Origin of the sequence: Sphingomonas lacunae, assembly GCF_012979535.1 — a bacterium.
GTDB lineage: Bacteria > Pseudomonadota > Alphaproteobacteria > Sphingomonadales > Sphingomonadaceae > Sphingopyxis > Sphingopyxis lacunae.
In genome coordinates this window covers 2,834,219-2,850,911 of the sequence record NZ_CP053015.1, presented here as the reverse complement: position 1 = coordinate 2,850,911, position 16,693 = coordinate 2,834,219, and the positions used below count along the sequence as shown (strand labels likewise).

18 protein-coding genes are annotated in these 16,693 nt (G+C 61.7%); 14 read left to right on the top strand and 4 right to left on the bottom strand.

What is annotated here, in order from left to right:
• The first annotated feature begins 26 nt into the window (after window positions 1–26).
• On the top strand, window positions 27–1,148 hold the full coding sequence (locus GV829_RS13625; RefSeq protein ID WP_169947517.1) for a site-specific DNA-methyltransferase: 1,122 nt from the start codon (window positions 27–29) through the stop codon (window positions 1,146–1,148).
• A complete protein-coding gene (gene folP / locus GV829_RS13620) occupies window positions 1,148–2,302 on the top strand; it encodes a dihydropteroate synthase (RefSeq protein ID WP_169947515.1) in 1,155 nt (384 codons plus the stop codon). The genes GV829_RS13625 and folP overlap by 1 nt, the downstream gene beginning before the upstream one ends.
• Window positions 2,303–2,312: 10 nt before the next feature.
• Here the strand turns inward: folP and GV829_RS13615 are convergent, their stop codons facing one another.
• Both GV829_RS13615 and GV829_RS13610 read right to left on the bottom strand, forming a co-directional pair.
• Window positions 2,313–3,101: an SDR family NAD(P)-dependent oxidoreductase gene (locus GV829_RS13615; protein ID WP_169947513.1), complete on the bottom strand. Its 789-nt coding sequence runs from the start codon at window positions 3,099–3,101 to the stop codon at window positions 2,313–2,315.
• Between the two features lie 97 nt (window positions 3,102–3,198).
• Complete coding sequence (locus GV829_RS13610; RefSeq protein WP_169948393.1) at window positions 3,199–4,605, bottom strand: sigma-54-dependent transcriptional regulator; 1,407 nt, start codon at window positions 4,603–4,605, stop codon at window positions 3,199–3,201.
• Between the two features lie 222 nt (window positions 4,606–4,827).
• On the opposite strand from GV829_RS13610, the gene GV829_RS13605 reads away from it, so the two are divergent.
• The 5 genes from GV829_RS13605 (at window position 4,828) to GV829_RS13585 (ending at window position 8,725) form a co-directional block, all read left to right on the top strand.
• The gene (locus GV829_RS13605; RefSeq protein WP_169947511.1) at window positions 4,828–4,947 is read left to right on the top strand and encodes an aa3-type cytochrome c oxidase subunit IV; all 120 of its coding nucleotides are present in this window, start codon (window positions 4,828–4,830) and stop codon (window positions 4,945–4,947) included.
• A 13-nt stretch (window positions 4,948–4,960) separates the two neighbouring features.
• Complete coding sequence (locus GV829_RS13600) at window positions 4,961–6,085, top strand: NAD(P) transhydrogenase subunit alpha (RefSeq protein ID WP_169947509.1); 1,125 nt, start codon at window positions 4,961–4,963, stop codon at window positions 6,083–6,085.
• Between the two features lie 10 nt (window positions 6,086–6,095).
• Window positions 6,096–6,389: a proton-translocating transhydrogenase family protein gene (locus tag GV829_RS13595; protein WP_169947507.1), complete on the top strand. Its 294-nt coding sequence runs from the start codon at window positions 6,096–6,098 to the stop codon at window positions 6,387–6,389.
• A 5-nt stretch (window positions 6,390–6,394) separates the two neighbouring features.
• Window positions 6,395–7,849 carry an NAD(P)(+) transhydrogenase (Re/Si-specific) subunit beta gene (locus GV829_RS13590; RefSeq protein ID WP_169947505.1) on the top strand — a complete coding sequence of 485 codons (1,455 nt, stop codon included), beginning with the start codon at window positions 6,395–6,397 and terminating at the stop codon, window positions 7,847–7,849.
• A gap of 177 nt (window positions 7,850–8,026) precedes the next feature.
• Complete coding sequence (locus tag GV829_RS13585) at window positions 8,027–8,725, top strand: aspartate/glutamate racemase family protein (protein ID WP_169947503.1); 699 nt, start codon at window positions 8,027–8,029, stop codon at window positions 8,723–8,725.
• 307 nt (window positions 8,726–9,032) lie between these two features.
• Here the strand turns inward: GV829_RS13585 and GV829_RS13580 are convergent, their stop codons facing one another.
• Window positions 9,033–9,461 carry a DUF2147 domain-containing protein gene (locus GV829_RS13580; protein ID WP_169947501.1) on the bottom strand — a complete coding sequence of 143 codons (429 nt, stop codon included), beginning with the start codon at window positions 9,459–9,461 and terminating at the stop codon, window positions 9,033–9,035.
• A gap of 75 nt (window positions 9,462–9,536) precedes the next feature.
• On the opposite strand from GV829_RS13580, the gene GV829_RS13575 reads away from it, so the two are divergent.
• The 7 genes from GV829_RS13575 to GV829_RS13545 are packed head-to-tail and all read left to right on the top strand — an operon-like array spanning window position 9,537 to window position 15,595.
• A complete protein-coding gene (locus GV829_RS13575; protein WP_169947499.1) occupies window positions 9,537–10,745 on the top strand; it encodes a parallel beta-helix domain-containing protein in 1,209 nt (402 codons plus the stop codon).
• A gap of 50 nt (window positions 10,746–10,795) precedes the next feature.
• Window positions 10,796–11,812 (top strand): SO2930 family diheme c-type cytochrome, encoded by a 1,017-nt coding sequence (locus tag GV829_RS13570; protein WP_169947497.1) that lies wholly within the window; start codon window positions 10,796–10,798, stop codon window positions 11,810–11,812.
• A complete protein-coding gene (maiA, locus tag GV829_RS13565; RefSeq protein WP_169947495.1) occupies window positions 11,809–12,447 on the top strand; it encodes a maleylacetoacetate isomerase in 639 nt (212 codons plus the stop codon). The genes GV829_RS13570 and maiA overlap by 4 nt, the downstream gene beginning before the upstream one ends.
• 5 nt (window positions 12,448–12,452) lie before the next feature.
• The gene (locus GV829_RS13560) at window positions 12,453–12,899 is read left to right on the top strand and encodes a MarR family winged helix-turn-helix transcriptional regulator (RefSeq protein ID WP_169947493.1); all 447 of its coding nucleotides are present in this window, start codon (window positions 12,453–12,455) and stop codon (window positions 12,897–12,899) included.
• Window positions 12,900–12,930: 31 nt separating this feature from the next.
• Window positions 12,931–14,034 carry a 4-hydroxyphenylpyruvate dioxygenase gene (gene hppD / locus GV829_RS13555; protein ID WP_169947491.1) on the top strand — a complete coding sequence of 368 codons (1,104 nt, stop codon included), beginning with the start codon at window positions 12,931–12,933 and terminating at the stop codon, window positions 14,032–14,034.
• The gene (locus tag GV829_RS13550) at window positions 14,031–14,591 is read left to right on the top strand and encodes a VOC family protein (protein ID WP_169947489.1); all 561 of its coding nucleotides are present in this window, start codon (window positions 14,031–14,033) and stop codon (window positions 14,589–14,591) included. Before hppD ends, GV829_RS13550 begins: the two co-directional genes overlap by 4 nt.
• A complete protein-coding gene (locus GV829_RS13545) occupies window positions 14,588–15,595 on the top strand; it encodes a fumarylacetoacetate hydrolase family protein (RefSeq protein WP_169947488.1) in 1,008 nt (335 codons plus the stop codon). Before GV829_RS13550 ends, GV829_RS13545 begins: the two co-directional genes overlap by 4 nt.
• Before the next feature lie 82 nt (window positions 15,596–15,677).
• On the opposite strand, the gene GV829_RS13540 is transcribed toward GV829_RS13545, so the two are convergent.
• Window positions 15,678–16,679, bottom strand: coding sequence for a type II secretion system F family protein (locus GV829_RS13540; RefSeq protein WP_169947486.1), 1,002 nt, complete (start codon window positions 16,677–16,679; stop codon window positions 15,678–15,680).
• Window positions 16,680–16,693: the final 14 nt, after the last annotated feature.

Here is a 16,693-nt window from a genome sequence, read left to right as displayed (position 1 = left end):
ATCCTTGTGTTTTTAAGGGGCAAGTCATGGGTGTGATGGAAAAGGTCAGGGTGAGGAAGTCGGCGGCACAGCCCGTTGACCTGCCGCTGGACAGCATCCTCAAGGGCGACTGCATCGCCCATATGCGATCGCTCCCGGCCAGCAGCATCGACATGATCTTTGCCGATCCGCCCTATAACCTCCAGCTCGGTGGCGACCTGTTCCGCCCCGATGGCAGCCAGGTCGATGCCGTCGATGACGAGTGGGACAAGTTCGACAGCCTCTCCACCTATGACCGCTTCACCCACGCCTGGCTCAAGGAAGCCAAGCGCATCCTCAAGCCCAATGGCAGCATCTGGGTGATCGGCAGCTATCACAACATCTTCCGCGTCGGTGCCGCGTTGCAGGATCAGGGCTATTGGATCCTCAACGACATCGTCTGGCGTAAGGCCAACCCGATGCCCAATTTCAAGGGCACCCGCTTCACCAACGCGCATGAAACGCTGATCTGGGCGAGCATGGGCGAGGACGCGCGCTACACTTTCAACTATCGCGCGATGAAGACCCTCAATGACGAGCTGCAAATGCGGTCCGACTGGCTGATCCCCATCTGCGGCGGCCAGGAACGCCTCAAGAAAGGCGGGTCAAAGGTTCACCCGACGCAAAAGCCCGAAGCTTTGCTCTATCGCGTGCTGCTAGCCTGCTCGAACCCCGGCGACGTCATTCTCGATCCCTTCTTTGGCACTGGCACCACCGGCGCGGTTGCCAAGCGGCTTGGTCGCCACTTCATCGGCATTGAGCGTGAGGACAGCTATATCGCTGCCGCCGAGGAGCGCATCGCCATGGCGCTGCCGCTCGACGAAAGCGCGGTGAAGACGATGCAGGCGCCCAAGGCTGCGACCCGCGTCGCCTTTGGAACTCTGGTCGAGGGCGGTATGATCCCGCCGGGCACCATCCTCACCGACAGCAAGCGCCGCTGGAAGGCCCAGGTCCGCGCCGATGGCAGCCTTGCCTGCGGCAATGACGCTGGTTCGATCCACAAGCTCGGCGCGACGCTGCAAGGTGCGCCCAGCTGCAATGGCTGGACCTTCTGGCATGTCGATGACGGCCAGAAACTGCGCGAAATCGACAAGGTGCGTCAGGACTGGCTGCTGGCCAACGAGGCTTGATGTTTGAACCACTGACCCTAGCCGACCTCCCGTTACTCGCGCCCGACACGCGTATCTATTGCCAGCCGGCCTGTTTCGTCGAGCGTCCGCATGGCCTCGATGGCCGGGTGGCGCGCATTGGTGATGGCATGCTCTGGTTCGCCGCATGGGCCATCACCGTGCGCGGACCCTCGACGCCAAAGCGCGAAGCTCTCGTCGCTGTTGACTCGATAGCCGAATGGATAGCGGCGCTGCCTGCACCCGTCGCTACCCGGGCGACAGCCCAACTCGCAGCGGTGGCCGCGCCGCGGCCACCCATCACGCTAGCCAATGGCCGGACCGTCCGCCTCATAGAACCCCAGATCATGGGCATCCTCAACGCCACGCCCGACAGTTTCTCTGACGGCGGCAAACATGTCGATGCACAGGCCGCTGCCGACGCCGGGTTCGACTTGGCATCGGCAGGCGCCGCACTCATCGACGTGGGCGGGGAATCAACCCGTCCCGGCGCGCCATTGGTCTGGGAAGGCGACGAGATTGAGCGCGTCGTGCCGGTGATCGAACGACTGGCCCGTGGCGGTGTCGCCGTCTCGGTCGATACGCGCAAGGCCGCGGTGATGCAGGCCGCGCTCGCCGCCGGGGCGGGCATCGTCAATGATGTCTCTGCACTCGCCTATGATGATCGTGCCACCGATGTCGTGGCCAAGGCTGGCTGCCCGGTCATATTGATGCACGCACCAAGCCAGAAGAGCGACCCGCATGACCTCTCGGCGTTGCCTGGGGGCAAATATGCCGATCCTGCGCTTGACGTGTTCGACTGGCTGGAGGCCCGCATTGCCGCCGTCACTGCCGCAGGCGTTGCGCGGGACAAGATCATTGTCGATCCCGGTATCGGCTTTGGCAAGGGTGTTGAGGATAATCTGCGTATTATCAATGCCTTGTCGCTATTTCATGCGCTCGGCTGTCCGCTCCTTTTCGCTGCCAGCCGCAAGCGGTTCATCGGCGCCGTCGATGGGGAGGCCGACGCGCAGGACCGTCTTGGCGGAAGCGTTGCTGTTGCAGCCGTGGCGATTAGCCAGGGCGCCCAACTGCTCCGCGTCCATGATGTCCGCGAAACCCGTCAGGCGCAGCGCGTCTGGCGCGCCACGCGTGACGCCGCACTGACGCGAATGTGACTCCGGGCTGCTAAAGGCTGTAACCGCCGTCGGCCACCAACACCGCTCCGGTCATATGTGCTGCGCCCTTGCTCAACAGGAACGCGACCTGCGCTGCCATTTCATCGGGTTTGGCATAGCTGCCCAGTGGCACGCCTATCGCGGCCATGCCGGCGATCGCCGCATCACGGTCACCGCCCTGTGCCGCCACCAACTCGTTAAAGCCGTCCATGCTGTCCCACATCGGTGTGTCGACCCCGCCGGGCGCTATCGCATTGACGCGGATCTGATGCAGTGCTCCTTCCTTGGCAGCCACCTTGGTCAACTGGATCAGGCCCGCCTTTGATGCGGCATAGGCCCCCGTGCCGGCCTCGGCCTTCATGCCCGAAACCGAAGCCATGGAGACAATCGCGCCACCCCTGCCATCGCGGGCGTGGCGTGCGATCATCGCCCGTATCGCCGCGCGCAGCGTCAGAAAGGCACCGTCGAGATTGACCGCCATCACCCGTCGCCATTCGTCAAAGGGCAGGGCCTCAATCGACCCCGCGCCCGCGATACCGGCGTTGACCAGCGCATGGGTCAGCGGGCTCAGGTGCCCGGACAGGTCATCCCAGAAAAATTCGTCAGCCACATCACCGACGTGACGGGACACCCGTTCCTGTCCAACGAGCACCGCTTCGATCACCGGCTGGTTCCGGTCAACCAGGATCAGGGTTGCCCCCATGCCATGCAGGGCCGTGGCACAGGCGCGGCCAATCCCCGATCCGGCACCGGTAATGAGTATATGCGCGTTGGTGAAGTCGGGGGAAAGCAGGGTCATGGGCCCGGACTACAAGAATCCCGCCGTCACTGGAAGCCAGGGCTGTGAGCGTTCGACCCTGGCCTCCGGTGGCGGCGGGATGATCAGCCGTCGCGGATCAGGCTGCGGTATCGATGCCGAGGTCGGCCAGCTTGCGATAGAGCGTCGAGCGGCCGATGCCGAGGCGGCGCGCGACTTCGCTCATCCGGCCGCGATAATGGCCGATGGCGAGACGGATGACGTCAGCTTCTATATCAGCCAGCGCCCGCAAATTCCCATCTGCGCGATAAAGGGTGACGCCAATACCGTCGCCCGGCATCAGGCTGGCTCCGCCCATATCCTCAGGCGCGCGGGCCCGCTCGGCGGCAAGTCCCGGAAAATCTTCAAGCCCCAGCTGTGGTCCTTGGGCGTTGCAGGCGGCGCGGACCAATGCGTCGTGGAGTTGGCGAACATTGCCTGGCCAGCGCCACCCGGCAAAGGCGTCCAACAGATCGTGGGACAGCGACATGGCGCTCATGCCCGGCAATGTACCGATACGAGCCATCAAATGGCGCGCCAGTGCGGCAATATCCACGCGCCGGTCGCGCAGTGGCGGGAGATTGACCTCAGCAATGCTTATCCGGGCGAGCAGATCCTCGCGGAACAGGCCGTCGCGGGCACGTTGTTTCAGCGAAACGGTAGAGCTGGCTACGAACCGCACATCGACAGGCTGGCTCATCGTGCCGCCGATCGGCGTGACGATGCTGGTTTCGAGGAGGTCGGCAAGCAGTGCCTGTGCATCCAGAGGCAGCCGTTCGATCCGGTCGAGAATCAACGTACCGCCATCAGCCTTGGCAATTTCACCGATCCGCCGTTCAAAGGCGCCGGCAAAGGCGCCGCGTTCATGGCCGAACAGCATCGGGCCGATCATCGCATCGCTGTGATGGCCGCAATCCACCGCTACCAAGGGCGCGCGGGGCCGCAATCCTGCATGGTGGATAGCGGCAGCGACCAGAGCCTTGCCTGTTCCCGGTTCGCCTTCAATCAGCACTGGCACGCGGGTGCGTGCAGCCTTGGCCGCGATTGCGAGGGCAGTGCGAAAGGCTGGCGTCGATCCGATGATTTCTTCCACCGACAATGGGGCGGCGAATTTTTCCGAGAGAGGCCGCAACTCATGGCCGAACCGCGGCGCAATCGCGTGGTCAAGTGCGGCGTGAAGACGTTCAGCGGTCAGCGGCTTGTCGAGGAAATCGCTGGCACCAGCGCGCAGAGCATCCAGCGCCGGGCCGCGCCGTCCAGCTTCGGCAAGAAAAATGATGGGCAGGGAAGGGCGCCATTGCCGCATGATCTCGATCGTTTCGGCAATGCCTCCGCGGGCGGCCCGTTCGTCAATCAGCACCGCATCGAGTAACAGCCCGTCATGCGTACCCAATGTGGCTACAGCGCGCTCGCAATCAGCCGCGAAAAGGGTGCGCCATCCGCCGCGGGCAGCCAGCGACGCCACGAAGCGGCATTGCGCCTCTTCGCTGTCCACCAGCAGCAGCATCCGGTCACCTTGCAAAGTCGCCAAAACGCAAACCCCATCCTGCCGGTCGGGACGGTTATCCCGCCGGTCACCGAACCGTCATAGGGCAAGAGGGTAAAAACGCTCTTAAGCGCGTTTCGTCTATGGCAGGGCCCCTTGCCGTTGCCGCGCCGCCTGGTCTAAGGATAAGGAGAAATCCATCTTGCGCCGACCTTTGCCGTCGGCCTCATTCAGGGAATCGCCATGGCTGACAATGACATCAAGGCTGCCGAACAGACCTATTCCGGTTTTCTCACCCTCACCAAATGGGGAACGATCGGCTGCGTTCTTGTTGCTGGTCTCGTCATCGTCCTGATTTCCTGATCGGAGCGCGGTAATGAAAATCGCGGTCCTGCGTGAAACCACAGCGGGCGAACGCAGGGTCGCCGCGACACCGGAAACGATCAAGAAATTCATCTCACTCGGCGCCACTGTCGCTGTCGAAACCGGTGCTGGTGAGGGGGCCTCCATCTCGGATGCGGATTATGCCGCAGTCGGCGCGACCGTCGCGCCGCGCGCGCAAACAATCGCCGATTCCGACATTTTGCTCGGCGTGCAGGGACCGTCGCCTGATAGCCTTGCCGGCGCCAAATCCGGCGCATGGCTGGTCGCTGGTCTCAATCCCTTTGGCGAGCGCGCGCGCGTCGATGCCTATGCCGCCATGGGTCTCGAAGCGCTGGCGATGGAGTTCATGCCGCGCATCACCCGCGCCCAGTCGATGGACATTCTCTCCAGCCAGGCGAACCTTGCCGGCTACAAGGCGGTGATTGAAAGCGCCAACGCCTATGGCCGCGCCTTTCCGATGATGATGACCGCCGCCGGTACGGTGAATGCCGCCAAATGCTTTGTCATGGGCGTCGGCGTTGCCGGACTGCAAGCCATCGCCACCGCCCGCCGCATGGGCGCGCAGGTTTCCGCTACCGACGTCCGCTCGGCGACCAGGGAACAGATCCTCAGCCTTGGCGCGAAGCCGATCTTCGTCGAAAGCGTCGCAGGGATCGAGGGTGAGGGCGCCGGCGGCTATGCCACCGAAATGTCCGACGAATACAAGGCGGCGCAGGCTGAGCTGGTCTCCAGCCACATAGCCAAGCAGGACATTGTCATCACCACTGCGCTGATTCCCGGCCGTCCCGCCCCGCGCCTGATCAGCGATGCCCAGATCGCCAGCATGCGCGCCGGCAGCGTCATCTTTGACCTCGCGGCGGAAAGCGGAGGCAATGTCGAAGGGTCAGTGCCCGGCAAAACCGTGGTCAAGCATGGCGTCAAGATAATCGGCGCGCAGAATGTCCCCTCGACGCTCGCCGCCGATACCTCGGCGCTGTTCAGCCGCAATCTGTACAATTTCCTCTCCGCCTTCTGGGACAAGGAAGCGGGCAAACCCGTCCTTGACGAGGAAATCGGCACCGCCATCCGCCTCACCCAGGGCGGCAAGGTCATCAATGAGCGGTTGCTCGCCAGTTAGGACGACGATCATGGACTTCATCTCGATTCTGTCGATTTTCGTGATGGCCTGTTTCGTCGGCTATTATGTGGTCTGGTCGGTTACCCCGGCACTGCACACGCCGCTGATGGCGGTGACCAACGCCATTTCCTCGGTGATCATTGTCGGCGCGCTGATTGCGGCGGCCGCGCCCGCGATCGGCGCGGGTGGCACCACGGCGCGCTGGCTCGGCCTCGCCGCGATTGTCATGGCCAGCATCAACATCTTCGGTGGCTTTGCCGTCACCGCGCGGATGCTCGCGATGTACAAGAAGAAGGATCGCTGAGCGCCATGGAACACGCCACTCCCGCCTGGGCGCTGCTCGCCTATCTCGTCGCCGGCGTCTGCTTCATCCTGTCGCTGCGCGGCCTGTCGAGCCCATCGACCTCGCAACGCGGCAACCGTTTCGGCATGGCCGGCATGGCGATCGCCGTGGCCACCACGCTGGTTACCCATGTGCCGATGAAGCTGGGGGATGCGACCAACAGCTATGTCGGGCCTGACATAACCGTCATCGGCATGATCGTCGCCGCTCTGGCGCTGGGTGCGGTCATCGGCATCGTCACCGCCCGCCGCATCGCCATGACCGACATGCCGCAGCTGGTCGCCGCCTTCCACAGTCTCGTCGGCCTTGCGGCTGTTGCCGTCGCTGCTGCCGCCTTTCTGGCACCACAGGGCTTTGGCATTGCTGGCGCAGATGGGGTGATTTCCCCGGTCAGCCGGGTCGAAATGGGCCTGGGCGCAGCCATCGGCGCCATCACCTTCTCGGGCTCGGTCATCGCTTTCCTGAAACTCGCCGGCAAAATGTCGGGTGCGCCGATCCTGTTGCCCGCCCGTCACCTGATCAACCTTGGCACCATTGCCGTCATCCTCGGTCTGACCGGTTATTTCACTGTCGATCAGAGCCCGTGGGTGTTCTGGACGATCACAGTCCTCGCCTTTGTCATCGGTTTCCTGCTGATCATCCCCATCGGCGGCGCCGACATGCCGGTCGTCGTGTCGATGCTCAACAGCTATTCGGGCTGGGCCGCTGCCGCCATGGGCTTCACGCTTGGCAACAGCGCGATGATCATCACCGGCGCGCTGGTCGGTTCGTCGGGGGCGATCCTTTCCTACATCATGTGCAAGGCGATGAACCGCAGCTTCATCAGCGTCATCGCCGGTGGCTTTGGCGCTGATGCCTCGGTCGGTGGCGGTGAGGCCAGGGAACAGCGGCCGTGGAAGCGCGGCTCGGCCGAAGACGCCGCCTATATGATGAAACAGGCCGACAGCGTCATCATCATCCCCGGCTATGGCATGGCGGTGGCGCAGGCCCAGCATGCCCTGCGCGAGATGGCGGACCTGCTCAAAAAAGAGGGCGTTTCGGTCAAATATGCCATCCACCCGGTCGCGGGTCGCATGCCCGGCCACATGAACGTCCTGCTGGCCGAAGCCAATGTGCCCTATGACGAGGTGTTCGAGCTGGAGGACATCAACAGCGAATTCGCCCAGGCCGACGTTGCCTTCATCATCGGCGCCAATGACGTGGTCAATCCGGCCGCCAAGACCGACAAATCCTCACCCATCTATGGCATGCCGGTGTTCGATGTGGACAAGGCCAAGACCATTTTCTTTGTCAAGCGCAGCATGGGCGGGGTGGGCTATGCCGGCGTCGACAATGACGTCTTCTACATGGACCAGACGATGATGCTGCTCGCCGACGCAAAAAAGATGTGCGAGGACATCGTCAAAGCCTTGGCGCACTGACGACATGAGGGCGTCAAAGCCTTGGCGCACTGACGACATGAGGGCGTCAAAGCCTTGGCGCATTAATCAACGTCATTGCGAGGAGCGCAGCGACGAAGCAATCTAGGGCGGTCTGAGCCAACACTGGATTGCGTCGCTTCGCTCGCAATGACGATCAGGGACTAAAGGGAACATAAGTTGCGCAAACTGGGACTCATCGGTGGCATCAGCTGGGCCGCCACCGAAAGCTATTACCGGATGATCAATAGCGAAACACAGCGCCGCTCGGGTCCGGCCTGCTCGCCACCCTTGGTCATCGAAAGCCTCAATTTCTGCGATCTCGCCCGCCTGTCGACCGATGAGCAATGGGCCCATGCCACCAGCGTGCTGACTGACAGCGCCCGCAGGCTCGAAGCTGCAGGTGCCACAGCGCTGCTCATCTGCGCCAACTCGATGTACAAGGTCGCCGATCAGGTGCAGGCCGGGATCAGCATCCCGATCATCAACATCGTCGATCCCGTCGGGCGGGCAATGAAGGCCGCCGGTATCAAGACCGCCGCACTGCTCGGCACCCGCAATGTCATGAGCGAGAAATGGTACCGCCAGCGCATTGTTGGCCATGGCGTCAGCCTCGCGCCGATTGACGAGGCCACCGTCACCATGGTCGATCGCATCATCTATGACGAGCTGATGCAGGGCAGGGTGGAAAAATCCTCCGAGCGCGAGCTGAAGACGCTGATCACCAAATGGGATCAGCAGGATGTCGACGCGGTGGCGCTCGCCAGCACCGAACTGTCGATGCTGGTCGATACAGAGGCCAATGTGCTGCCGATCTTCGATTCCACCCGCCTCCACGCGCTCGAAGGCGTGGCGTGGATCCTCGGCGACACGCCCTGACAAGGCACTGATCCTATTTCGCTTTCCTACATGGCCGCATCTGTGAGAGACTCGTCGATGGCCGTCGCTTGGCCAGCTGATGCCATTGGGCCATTGCGAAGGCAGGGGCGCATCACACCAACGCCAGGTGCCGCGATTGTGCGGATGCACGGCACAGGCTCACTGTATTATGTTTACACCACACCCGCAAATCACCGCTGAAACCCGCAGGCGGCCGTTGAATCATCCCTCTGGAGTGTCAACCAGTGTCAACCGGTTGCGCGGCGGATTACCGTAATTCAGATGAATTTTCTCGCCGTTTGGACCGTCACTGCGCCCGGGTCCACACTACCGTCCGGCAGAAGACGGCGACACAGCCGCGTACGTTCAGCCGGCCGTTTTCGACATGGACTGTCGCATTGAAATTGCGGCCTTCCTCGGGGCTATACCCTCGCCCGGTGAAGCGCTGCCCGCTGGGGGTCAGGCCGGTCAGCACCGGCACGCCGACCAGCGGCCGGGACCGCAGCGATTCGTCCGGATTGTTGGTGTCGGTCGCCCGCGCCAGCGTCGGGTTGGTCATCTGGGTGATGCGCCCGCAAAATTGCCGGGCGTTGCCGGCACAAGGAGCAACGAGGATGATCGCATTGCCATCATCGGTCCGCCAGCGGCCGGCAATATTGGCGCTTGATTGCGCGGTGCCGCTCGTCGCCACCATTGCCGTCAGCGGCAGGGCGATCAAGGCCAGACGTCGCAACATGGCTTTCTCCTCATTGTTTGGCGGCTCTTGGCAACGGCCGCTCGTCCCGGCACTATGCAGTGGGGAGAGACAGATATGAAGCATCAATTGACATCGCTGTTAGGCAGTGCGCTTGCCCTGGTTGCCGCCACGACGGTCGAGGCGAGGACGATAGAGGTGGCTGCCGGAGACGACGCCCAGACCCGCCTTCAGGAAGCACTGATCAACGCCCAGCCGGGTGATGTGGTGCGCATCGGTCCGGGCACATTCCGCCTGACCGACGGCCTCAGCCTCGACGTTGACGGGGTGACGGTGCGCGGTGCCGGCATTGAACAGACGATCCTCGATTTTTCCGGCCAGCAAGGCGCGGGTGAAGGGCTGCTGGTCACATCCGACGATGTCGTGCTGCGGGATTTTACCGTCCGCGACACCCGCGGAGACGGCATCAAGTCAAAGAATGCCGATCGCATCGTTTATCTATCCCTGCGTGTTGACTGGTCCGGTGAGCCACGCACGACCAACGGCGCCTATGGAATCTATCCCGTCGAAAGCGAATATGTGCTGGTTGATGGCGTTACCGTTCGCGGCGCCAGTGACGCCGGCATTTATGTCGGCCAATCCCGCCACATCATCGTGCGGGAATCGACGGCGGTGCAGAATGTCGCCGGCATAGAGATAGAGAACAGCTATAACGCAGACGTCCATGACAATCTGGCGACTGGCAACACTGGTGGCATTTTGGTGTTCGACCTGCCGGGCCTGCCGCAACAGGGTGGTCACAGTGTCCGTGTGTTCGACAATATCATCGTCAACAACATGACGCCCAACTTCGCGCCAGCGGGCAATATTGTCGCCACAGTCCCTGCCGGATCGGGTGTCATTGTCATGGCCAATCGCGACGTTGAAATCTTCGACAATGAATTTGACGGGAATGGCACGTCAAACATCATGATCACTGGTTATCGCTATGGTTCGACGCCTGCCGATTACCAGCCCATGCCGATGCGCATTCGGGCGATGGGCAACCGGCACGGTCGCGCCGGCTTTCAGCCGGGCTTGCCCGGTGGTGCGGAAATGGCTCAGGCCTTTGGGGGCAGCCTGCCGCCGGTCATGTGGGACGGGGCCGGAACTGACATCCGCATTGCCGATGATGTCGCCGCGCTGACCCTCAACCTGCCTGATCTGGCACAGCCCGTATCGGCGGCGTCGCCGGCACCGGTTGATCTGTCCGGCGAAGCCAATTGGCCACGTGTCGCCGCCGTGGTGCTGCCTGCCAGCATGGAAGCGGCCGCCGCCGCGCCCTGATGATGCTCGCGTCCCTCTCGTCTCGTTGGTTAGCCCGGGCGGGGGTGGCCATGTTCGCCGCCCTTGCCATGCTCGCGGTCCTGCCTGCCCAAGGGACGAATCTGGCGGTTGCCGACGCTGTCATTACCGGGGAGTCCAATGCGCCGACGCTGTCGGCCTATGGCTTCTTCCTCGGATCACCCGATCGCCCGTCACCGTTGCTGATTCCCTATACGCTGGCGACGCCTCTCTTCAGTGATTATGCGGAGAAGCGGCGCTACATCTATGTCCCGCAGGGCTCGCGGATGCATGCTAATGCCGACGGATTGATCGAATTTCCTGTCGGCACGGCACTGATCAAGAGCTTTGGCTACCCCCAGGCGGACGGCAGCTATCGCACCATCGAGACGCGGCTGTTGCTGCGCCGGGCGAGCGGCTGGGTTGCGCTCCCCTATATTTGGCGTCCGGATGGCAGCGATGCTGATTTGCGCGTCGCTGGCGCACGACAGATGGTCGATTTCGCCGATTCTGCGGGCAATCGCTACAGCATCAGCTATGCCGTGCCCAATCGTAACCAGTGCAAGACCTGCCACGAACTTTCCGGCGCGGTGACGCCCATCGGGCCTAAATTGCGCAACATGGAATTGGCAGCGCCAGCCCGCGCCCTTGTTACCGGCGCCGACTGGACCTTGGCGTCCATGCCGCGCTGGGACGATGCCGGAACCGGCAGCCTCGATGCCCGCGCCCGCGCCTATCTCGATGTGAACTGTGCGCATTGCCACAACCCACGTGGCAGTGCCTCCAACAGCGGCCTCTTTCTGGAATATGAACGGCCGCCGTCAATGACGACTGGCTTGTTCAAACGACCCGTGGCGGCTGGGCGGGGCAGTGGCGGTCATGACTATGCTATTGCCCCCGGTCATCCTGAACATTCGATTCTTGCCTATCGGATGGGCAGCACCGATCCCGGCATTGCCATGCCGGAACTGGGTAGGGCCGTGGTCCATCGGGAGGGTCTGCGCTTGATTGATGAGTGGATCGCGGCCATGCCCGCCGGAACACCCCCTGCATCGGAGGCCCGGCCATGACCGATCCCGTTCTCCACGATTATTTCCGTTCCTCGGCCAGTTACCGCGTCCGCATTGCCTTGAATCTGAAGGGTGTGAATTATCACTCGGTGCCAACCAGCCTGCTCGCCGGCGATCAGAGAAGCGACGCCTACCTTGCGTTGAATCCACAAGGGCTTGTGCCCGCGTTGGAGGTGGATGGTCTGGTATTCACGCAAAGCTTCGCCATCATTGATTGGTTGGATCGGACATATCCCGAGCCGCGCCTGATACCCGAAGACCCTGTGGAACGGGCCGGGGCTTTGGCCATGACTATGGCGATTGCCTGTGATATCCATCCGCTGAACAATCTTCGCGTGCTCAAATATCTGACCCACGACCTGGGCTTGCGCGACGAAGTTCGTGACCGCTGGTATATCCACTGGGTTGTCGAAGGATTGACGGCACTGGAAGCGATGGCACAGGGCGCGGGCCCTTTTCTGGGCGGGGATACGCCCAACATCGCTGACATTTTCCTCGTCCCCCAACTGGCCAATGCCCGCCGCTATGATATTTCCCTTGCCTCTTTCCCGACCTTGGCAACCTGTGAAGCCAATGCGCTGGGGCTTGAGGCATTTGCGGCGGCGGCGCCCGAACGGGTCAAGCCACAGGATTGAATGCGATGCCAAACCAGCAACTGAACCTCTCCGCCTTTCTTCCCTATCAACTGTCAATTGCCTCCAATGCCGTTTCGGACAGGATCGCTCGCCAGTATCAGGTCCGGTTCGGCCTCAAGATCCCGGAGTGGCGGCTAATGGCCGTGCTGGGGCAGGGGACGGCGATGACCCAGCGGGATCTGGTGCATGCCACTCGGATGGACAAGGTGACGGTCAGCCGCGCTTCCGCCGCCCTGACCGACAGGGGCCTTGTCTCCCGCGCGGCCAGCGAGCGTGACGGCCGGTCGCATCTGCTGGCGCTAACTGATGCTGGACAATCGCTTTATGAGGAGATTGCCCCAGTAGCCCTTGCCATGGAGCGCGAATTGCTGGCTTGCCTTTCTCCCGATGAGCGGACGCAGCTATCGAGCTTGTTGGCCAGGTTGCGTGAGGCAGCCGATCAGTCTACATAGTTGCAGTTGCAACTAATGTGAGGACTCTCCCATGACCGACCTGTTCGACAATCCGCTAGGGCTCGACGGGTTCGATTTCATCGAATTTTGCGCGCCGGAAAAGGGTGAGCTTGAGGCCGTATTTGCTCGCATGGGCTTCAGTCGGATTGCCCGTCACCGTTCAAAGGACGTCGATCTCTGGCGGCAGGGTGAAATCAACCTGATCGCCAATTACGAGCCGCGCAGCCCTGCCGCCTATTTTGCCGCAGAACATGGCCCCTCGGCCTGTGGCATGGGCTTTCGTGTGCGTAATGCGGCAGAGGCCTATAAGCTGGCGCTTGAACGGGGCGCTGAGCCTGTCGAAACCCGGACCGGCCCGATGGAACTGCGGCTCCCCGCCATTCGCGGCATCGGGGGTGCGATCATCTATTTCACCGACCGTTACGCCACACTCGAAAGCCCCGACGCGCTCAGCATCTATGATATTGATTTTGACTATTTGCCGGGTGTCGATCGTAACCCGGTGGGCGCCGGCATGCTCCGGATCGACCATTTGACCCACAATGTGTATGGCGGGCGCATGGAGCATTGGGCGCGCTTTTATGAGCGTGTCTTCAACTTCCGGGAAATCCGCTATTTCGACATCAAGGGCGAATATACGGGCCTGACCAGTAAGGCGATGACTGCTCCGGATGGCAAGATCCGCATTCCCCTTAACGAGGAAGGCAAGGCTGGAGGCGGCCAGATCGAAGAGTTCTTGCGCCAATATAATGGTGAAGGCATTCAGCACATCGCCTTTATCTGTGATGATCTGATCGGGTGCTGGGACAGGCTCAAGGCCATGGGCACCCCCATGATGAGCCCTCCGCCCGACACCTATTATGAAATGCTCGAAGAGCGCCTGCCCGGACACGGCGAACCGGTTGCCGATCTTCAGCAGCGCGGCATCCTTCTCGATGGGTCGACTGCAGCTGGTGATCCCCGCCTGCTCCTCCAGATTTTCTCCGAAACACAGATCGGCCCTGTCTTCTTTGAATTCATCCAGCGCAAGAAAGATGAAGGTTTCGGGGAAGGCAATTTCACCGCGCTTTTCAAATCGATGGAACGGGACCAGATGCGCCGCGGCGCGCTTGAGGTAGAAGGAGCGGCCGGATGACTCATCCCTTTGCGCTCAATCGTATCCACCATGTCGCCTATCGCTGCCGTGACGCCGCGGAAACGGTGGAATGGTACCAGCGCGTGCTCGGCATGGACTATGTGACCGCCTTTGCCGAGGATCATGTGCCGTCGACCGGTGCTTATGACCCCTATATGCACATCTTCCTTGACGCTGGTGGCGGCAATGTCCTGGCCTTTTTCGAGCTGCCCAATCAGCCCGATATGGGCCGCGATGCCAACACGCCGGCCTGGGTCCAGCATCTTGCCTTTGAAGTGGCGGATATGGACACGCTGCTTGCTGCCAAGGCGCATATCGAGGCCGAGGGTATTGAGGTGCTAGGCCCAACCTATCACGGCATTTTTCGGTCCATCTATTTCTTCGATCCCAATGGCCACCGGCTCGAATTGGCTTGCAATATCGGTACAGCGGACCAGCATGCCGAATTGCGGCGGGTGGCACCGTTGATGCTTGCGGAGTGGAGCCAGACCAAGAAGGCACCGCGCCACGCCGACTGGCTGCACCAGGATCCGGAGAAGGAGAAGGAGAGGCAATGAAACTCGCATCGCTGAAGTCGGGGCGTGACGGCCGCCTGGTTGTTGTCTCGGATGATCTCGCCTGGTTTGCCGATGCAACGCACATTGCCCCAACCATGCAGGCGGCGCTTGATAATTGGGAGGATTGCGAACCTCGGCTGCGCTCATTGGCGACAGATCTGGCGCATGAAGTCATCCCGATGCAGCGTTTCCATGAGCGGCTGGCTGCTTCGCCTCTGCCCCGCGCCTATCAATGGGCTGATGGTAGCGCTTATGTGAATCATGTGGCGCTCGTCCGTCAGGCACGCGGTGCTGAAATGCCGGACAGTTTTTGGCACGATCCTTTGATGTATCAGGGCGGCAGCGATGGATTTCTCGGCCCGAGGGATCCGATTCCTCTGGCTGATGAAAGCTGGGGCTGTGACATGGAGGCCGAAGTCGTCGTCGTCACCGGCGACGTGCCAATGGGCGTGACGGCAGACGAAGCGCGCGGTTACATCCGACTTGTTGGACTGACAAACGACGTCAGCCTGCGTAACCTCATCCCGGGGGAGTTGGCAAAGGGCTTCGGCTTTTTCCAGTCCAAGCCCGCCAGCGCCATATCGCCGGTCTTTGTCACGCCTGACGCGCTGGGGGATCGCTGGGACGGTGGAAAATTGCACGGGGCGTTGTGCGTTGACCTTAACGGCAAGCCGCTGGGACGCGCTGACGCCGGCGTCGACATGACCTTCGATTTTGGCCAGCTCATAGCGCACGCTGCCAAGACTCGCAGTCTTGTGGCCGGTACTATCATCGGTTCAGGCACGGTCTCGAACCGCGACGCCGACGGAGGTCCCGGGCGTCCGGTGGCCGATGGCGGCGTCGGTTACAGCTGTCTGGCGGAGGTGCGCACTATTGAAACCATCCGGGCCGGTGCGCCTGTGACGCCCTTCCTCAAGCATGGTGACACTGTCCGCATCTGGATGGAAGACGGTCATCACCATCCCATTTTTGGGGTGATTGAGCAGGCGGTGATGGGCGGTTGAACTGTTGATCGAGCCGGAAAGCAAAGGGGCGGCAGGGTAACCTTGCCGCCCCTTCTGTCTGGATCAAGGGCGAGCGCCTAGCTTATTTCACCAGCGCGTCCTTGATATTGCATGCAGCCGGCCCAAGGATAACCACGAACAGCACCGGCAGAATGAACACAATCAGCGGCACGGTCATGATGGCCGGCAATCGTGCGGCCTTTTCCTCGGCGCGCATCATGCGTTCGTTGCGGAATTCAGCCGACAGAACGCGCAGAGCGGAGGCCAGTGGCGTACCATATTTTTCGGTCTGGATGAGCGTGGTCACCACACCACGCACCGAGTCGAGATCGACGCGATAGGCAAGGTTTTCCAAAGCCTGGCGGCGTTCGGTCAGGAACGACAACTCGATCGAGGTTAGGGCAAATTCCTCGCCAAGATCAGGATAGGCCTTGCCAAGCTCGCGGCTGACGCGGGCAAAGCTGGCGTCCACCGTCAGACCAGCTTCGGCGCAGATCACCAACAGATCAAGCGCGTCAGGCAAGCCCTTGCGAATGTTGGCGGTGCGCTTGGCCTTCTTGTTGTTGATCAAAAGATCTGGCGCTTTGTAAGCAAGGATAAGAGGACCGGCAAAGCTGGCGAACTTCTTGAGCGCCGACATGTCAGGCCACATGTCGATCCCGTAAATCAGTACCGCTGCCGTCACACCCACAACGATGGGCAGCACCATGCGGGCGAAAATGACGGTTACCGCCAGATCCTTGGACCGGATACCTGCCTGGGCCAGTGCCTGCTGAACTTGTTTCAGCTGGCTGTCCTGCAGCACCTGCAATGACGAGAGAAGTGCCCGGATGCGGTTCGTGGTGACGTTCTTTTTGACCAGCTTGGCCCGGCGCTTTGCCGTTGAAGCGGTAATCCCGGCCTTCAATTGCTCGCGGCGCTCATTCAGTGACTTGATGCGGCGCGCCATGGGATCGCGTACGGTCGCTGCATTGTAGATCGCTACAATGACGGCAACCACGCCAACCGCAGCCAAGAATGTGGCAGCCCAAACCACATCGAGGCCAAAGAGCGAAAAGTGCTGGGGAGGAACTGTAGTGTCCATGATCTAGCCGTTCC

What these genes read in the sequence shown, in the direction of transcription:
- GV829_RS13625 (WP_169947517.1), top strand. Translation starts at nt 27, where the DNA reads ATGGGTGTGATGGAAAAGGTCAGGGTGAGGAAGTCGGCGGCACAGCCC.
- folP (WP_169947515.1), top strand. Translation starts at nt 1,148, where the DNA reads ATGTTTGAACCACTGACCCTAGCCGACCTCCCGTTACTCGCGCCCGAC.
- GV829_RS13615 (WP_169947513.1), bottom strand. Translation starts at nt 3,101, where the DNA reads ATGACCCTGCTTTCCCCCGACTTCACCAACGCGCATATACTCATTACC.
- GV829_RS13610 (WP_169948393.1), bottom strand. Translation starts at nt 4,605, where the DNA reads ATGCTGCTGCTGGTGGACAGCGAAGAGGCGCAATGCCGCTTCGTGGCG.
- GV829_RS13605 (WP_169947511.1), top strand. Translation starts at nt 4,828, where the DNA reads ATGGCTGACAATGACATCAAGGCTGCCGAACAGACCTATTCCGGTTTT.
- GV829_RS13600 (WP_169947509.1), top strand. Translation starts at nt 4,961, where the DNA reads ATGAAAATCGCGGTCCTGCGTGAAACCACAGCGGGCGAACGCAGGGTC.
- GV829_RS13595 (WP_169947507.1), top strand. Translation starts at nt 6,096, where the DNA reads ATGGACTTCATCTCGATTCTGTCGATTTTCGTGATGGCCTGTTTCGTC.
- GV829_RS13590 (WP_169947505.1), top strand. Translation starts at nt 6,395, where the DNA reads ATGGAACACGCCACTCCCGCCTGGGCGCTGCTCGCCTATCTCGTCGCC.
- GV829_RS13580 (WP_169947501.1), bottom strand. Translation starts at nt 9,461, where the DNA reads ATGTTGCGACGTCTGGCCTTGATCGCCCTGCCGCTGACGGCAATGGTG.
- GV829_RS13575 (WP_169947499.1), top strand. Translation starts at nt 9,537, where the DNA reads ATGAAGCATCAATTGACATCGCTGTTAGGCAGTGCGCTTGCCCTGGTT.
- GV829_RS13570 (WP_169947497.1), top strand. Translation starts at nt 10,796, where the DNA reads ATGTTCGCCGCCCTTGCCATGCTCGCGGTCCTGCCTGCCCAAGGGACG.
- maiA (WP_169947495.1), top strand. Translation starts at nt 11,809, where the DNA reads ATGACCGATCCCGTTCTCCACGATTATTTCCGTTCCTCGGCCAGTTAC.
- GV829_RS13560 (WP_169947493.1), top strand. Translation starts at nt 12,453, where the DNA reads ATGCCAAACCAGCAACTGAACCTCTCCGCCTTTCTTCCCTATCAACTG.
- hppD (WP_169947491.1), top strand. Translation starts at nt 12,931, where the DNA reads ATGACCGACCTGTTCGACAATCCGCTAGGGCTCGACGGGTTCGATTTC.
- GV829_RS13550 (WP_169947489.1), top strand. Translation starts at nt 14,031, where the DNA reads ATGACTCATCCCTTTGCGCTCAATCGTATCCACCATGTCGCCTATCGC.
- GV829_RS13545 (WP_169947488.1), top strand. Translation starts at nt 14,588, where the DNA reads ATGAAACTCGCATCGCTGAAGTCGGGGCGTGACGGCCGCCTGGTTGTT.
- GV829_RS13540 (WP_169947486.1), bottom strand. Translation starts at nt 16,679, where the DNA reads ATGGACACTACAGTTCCTCCCCAGCACTTTTCGCTCTTTGGCCTCGAT.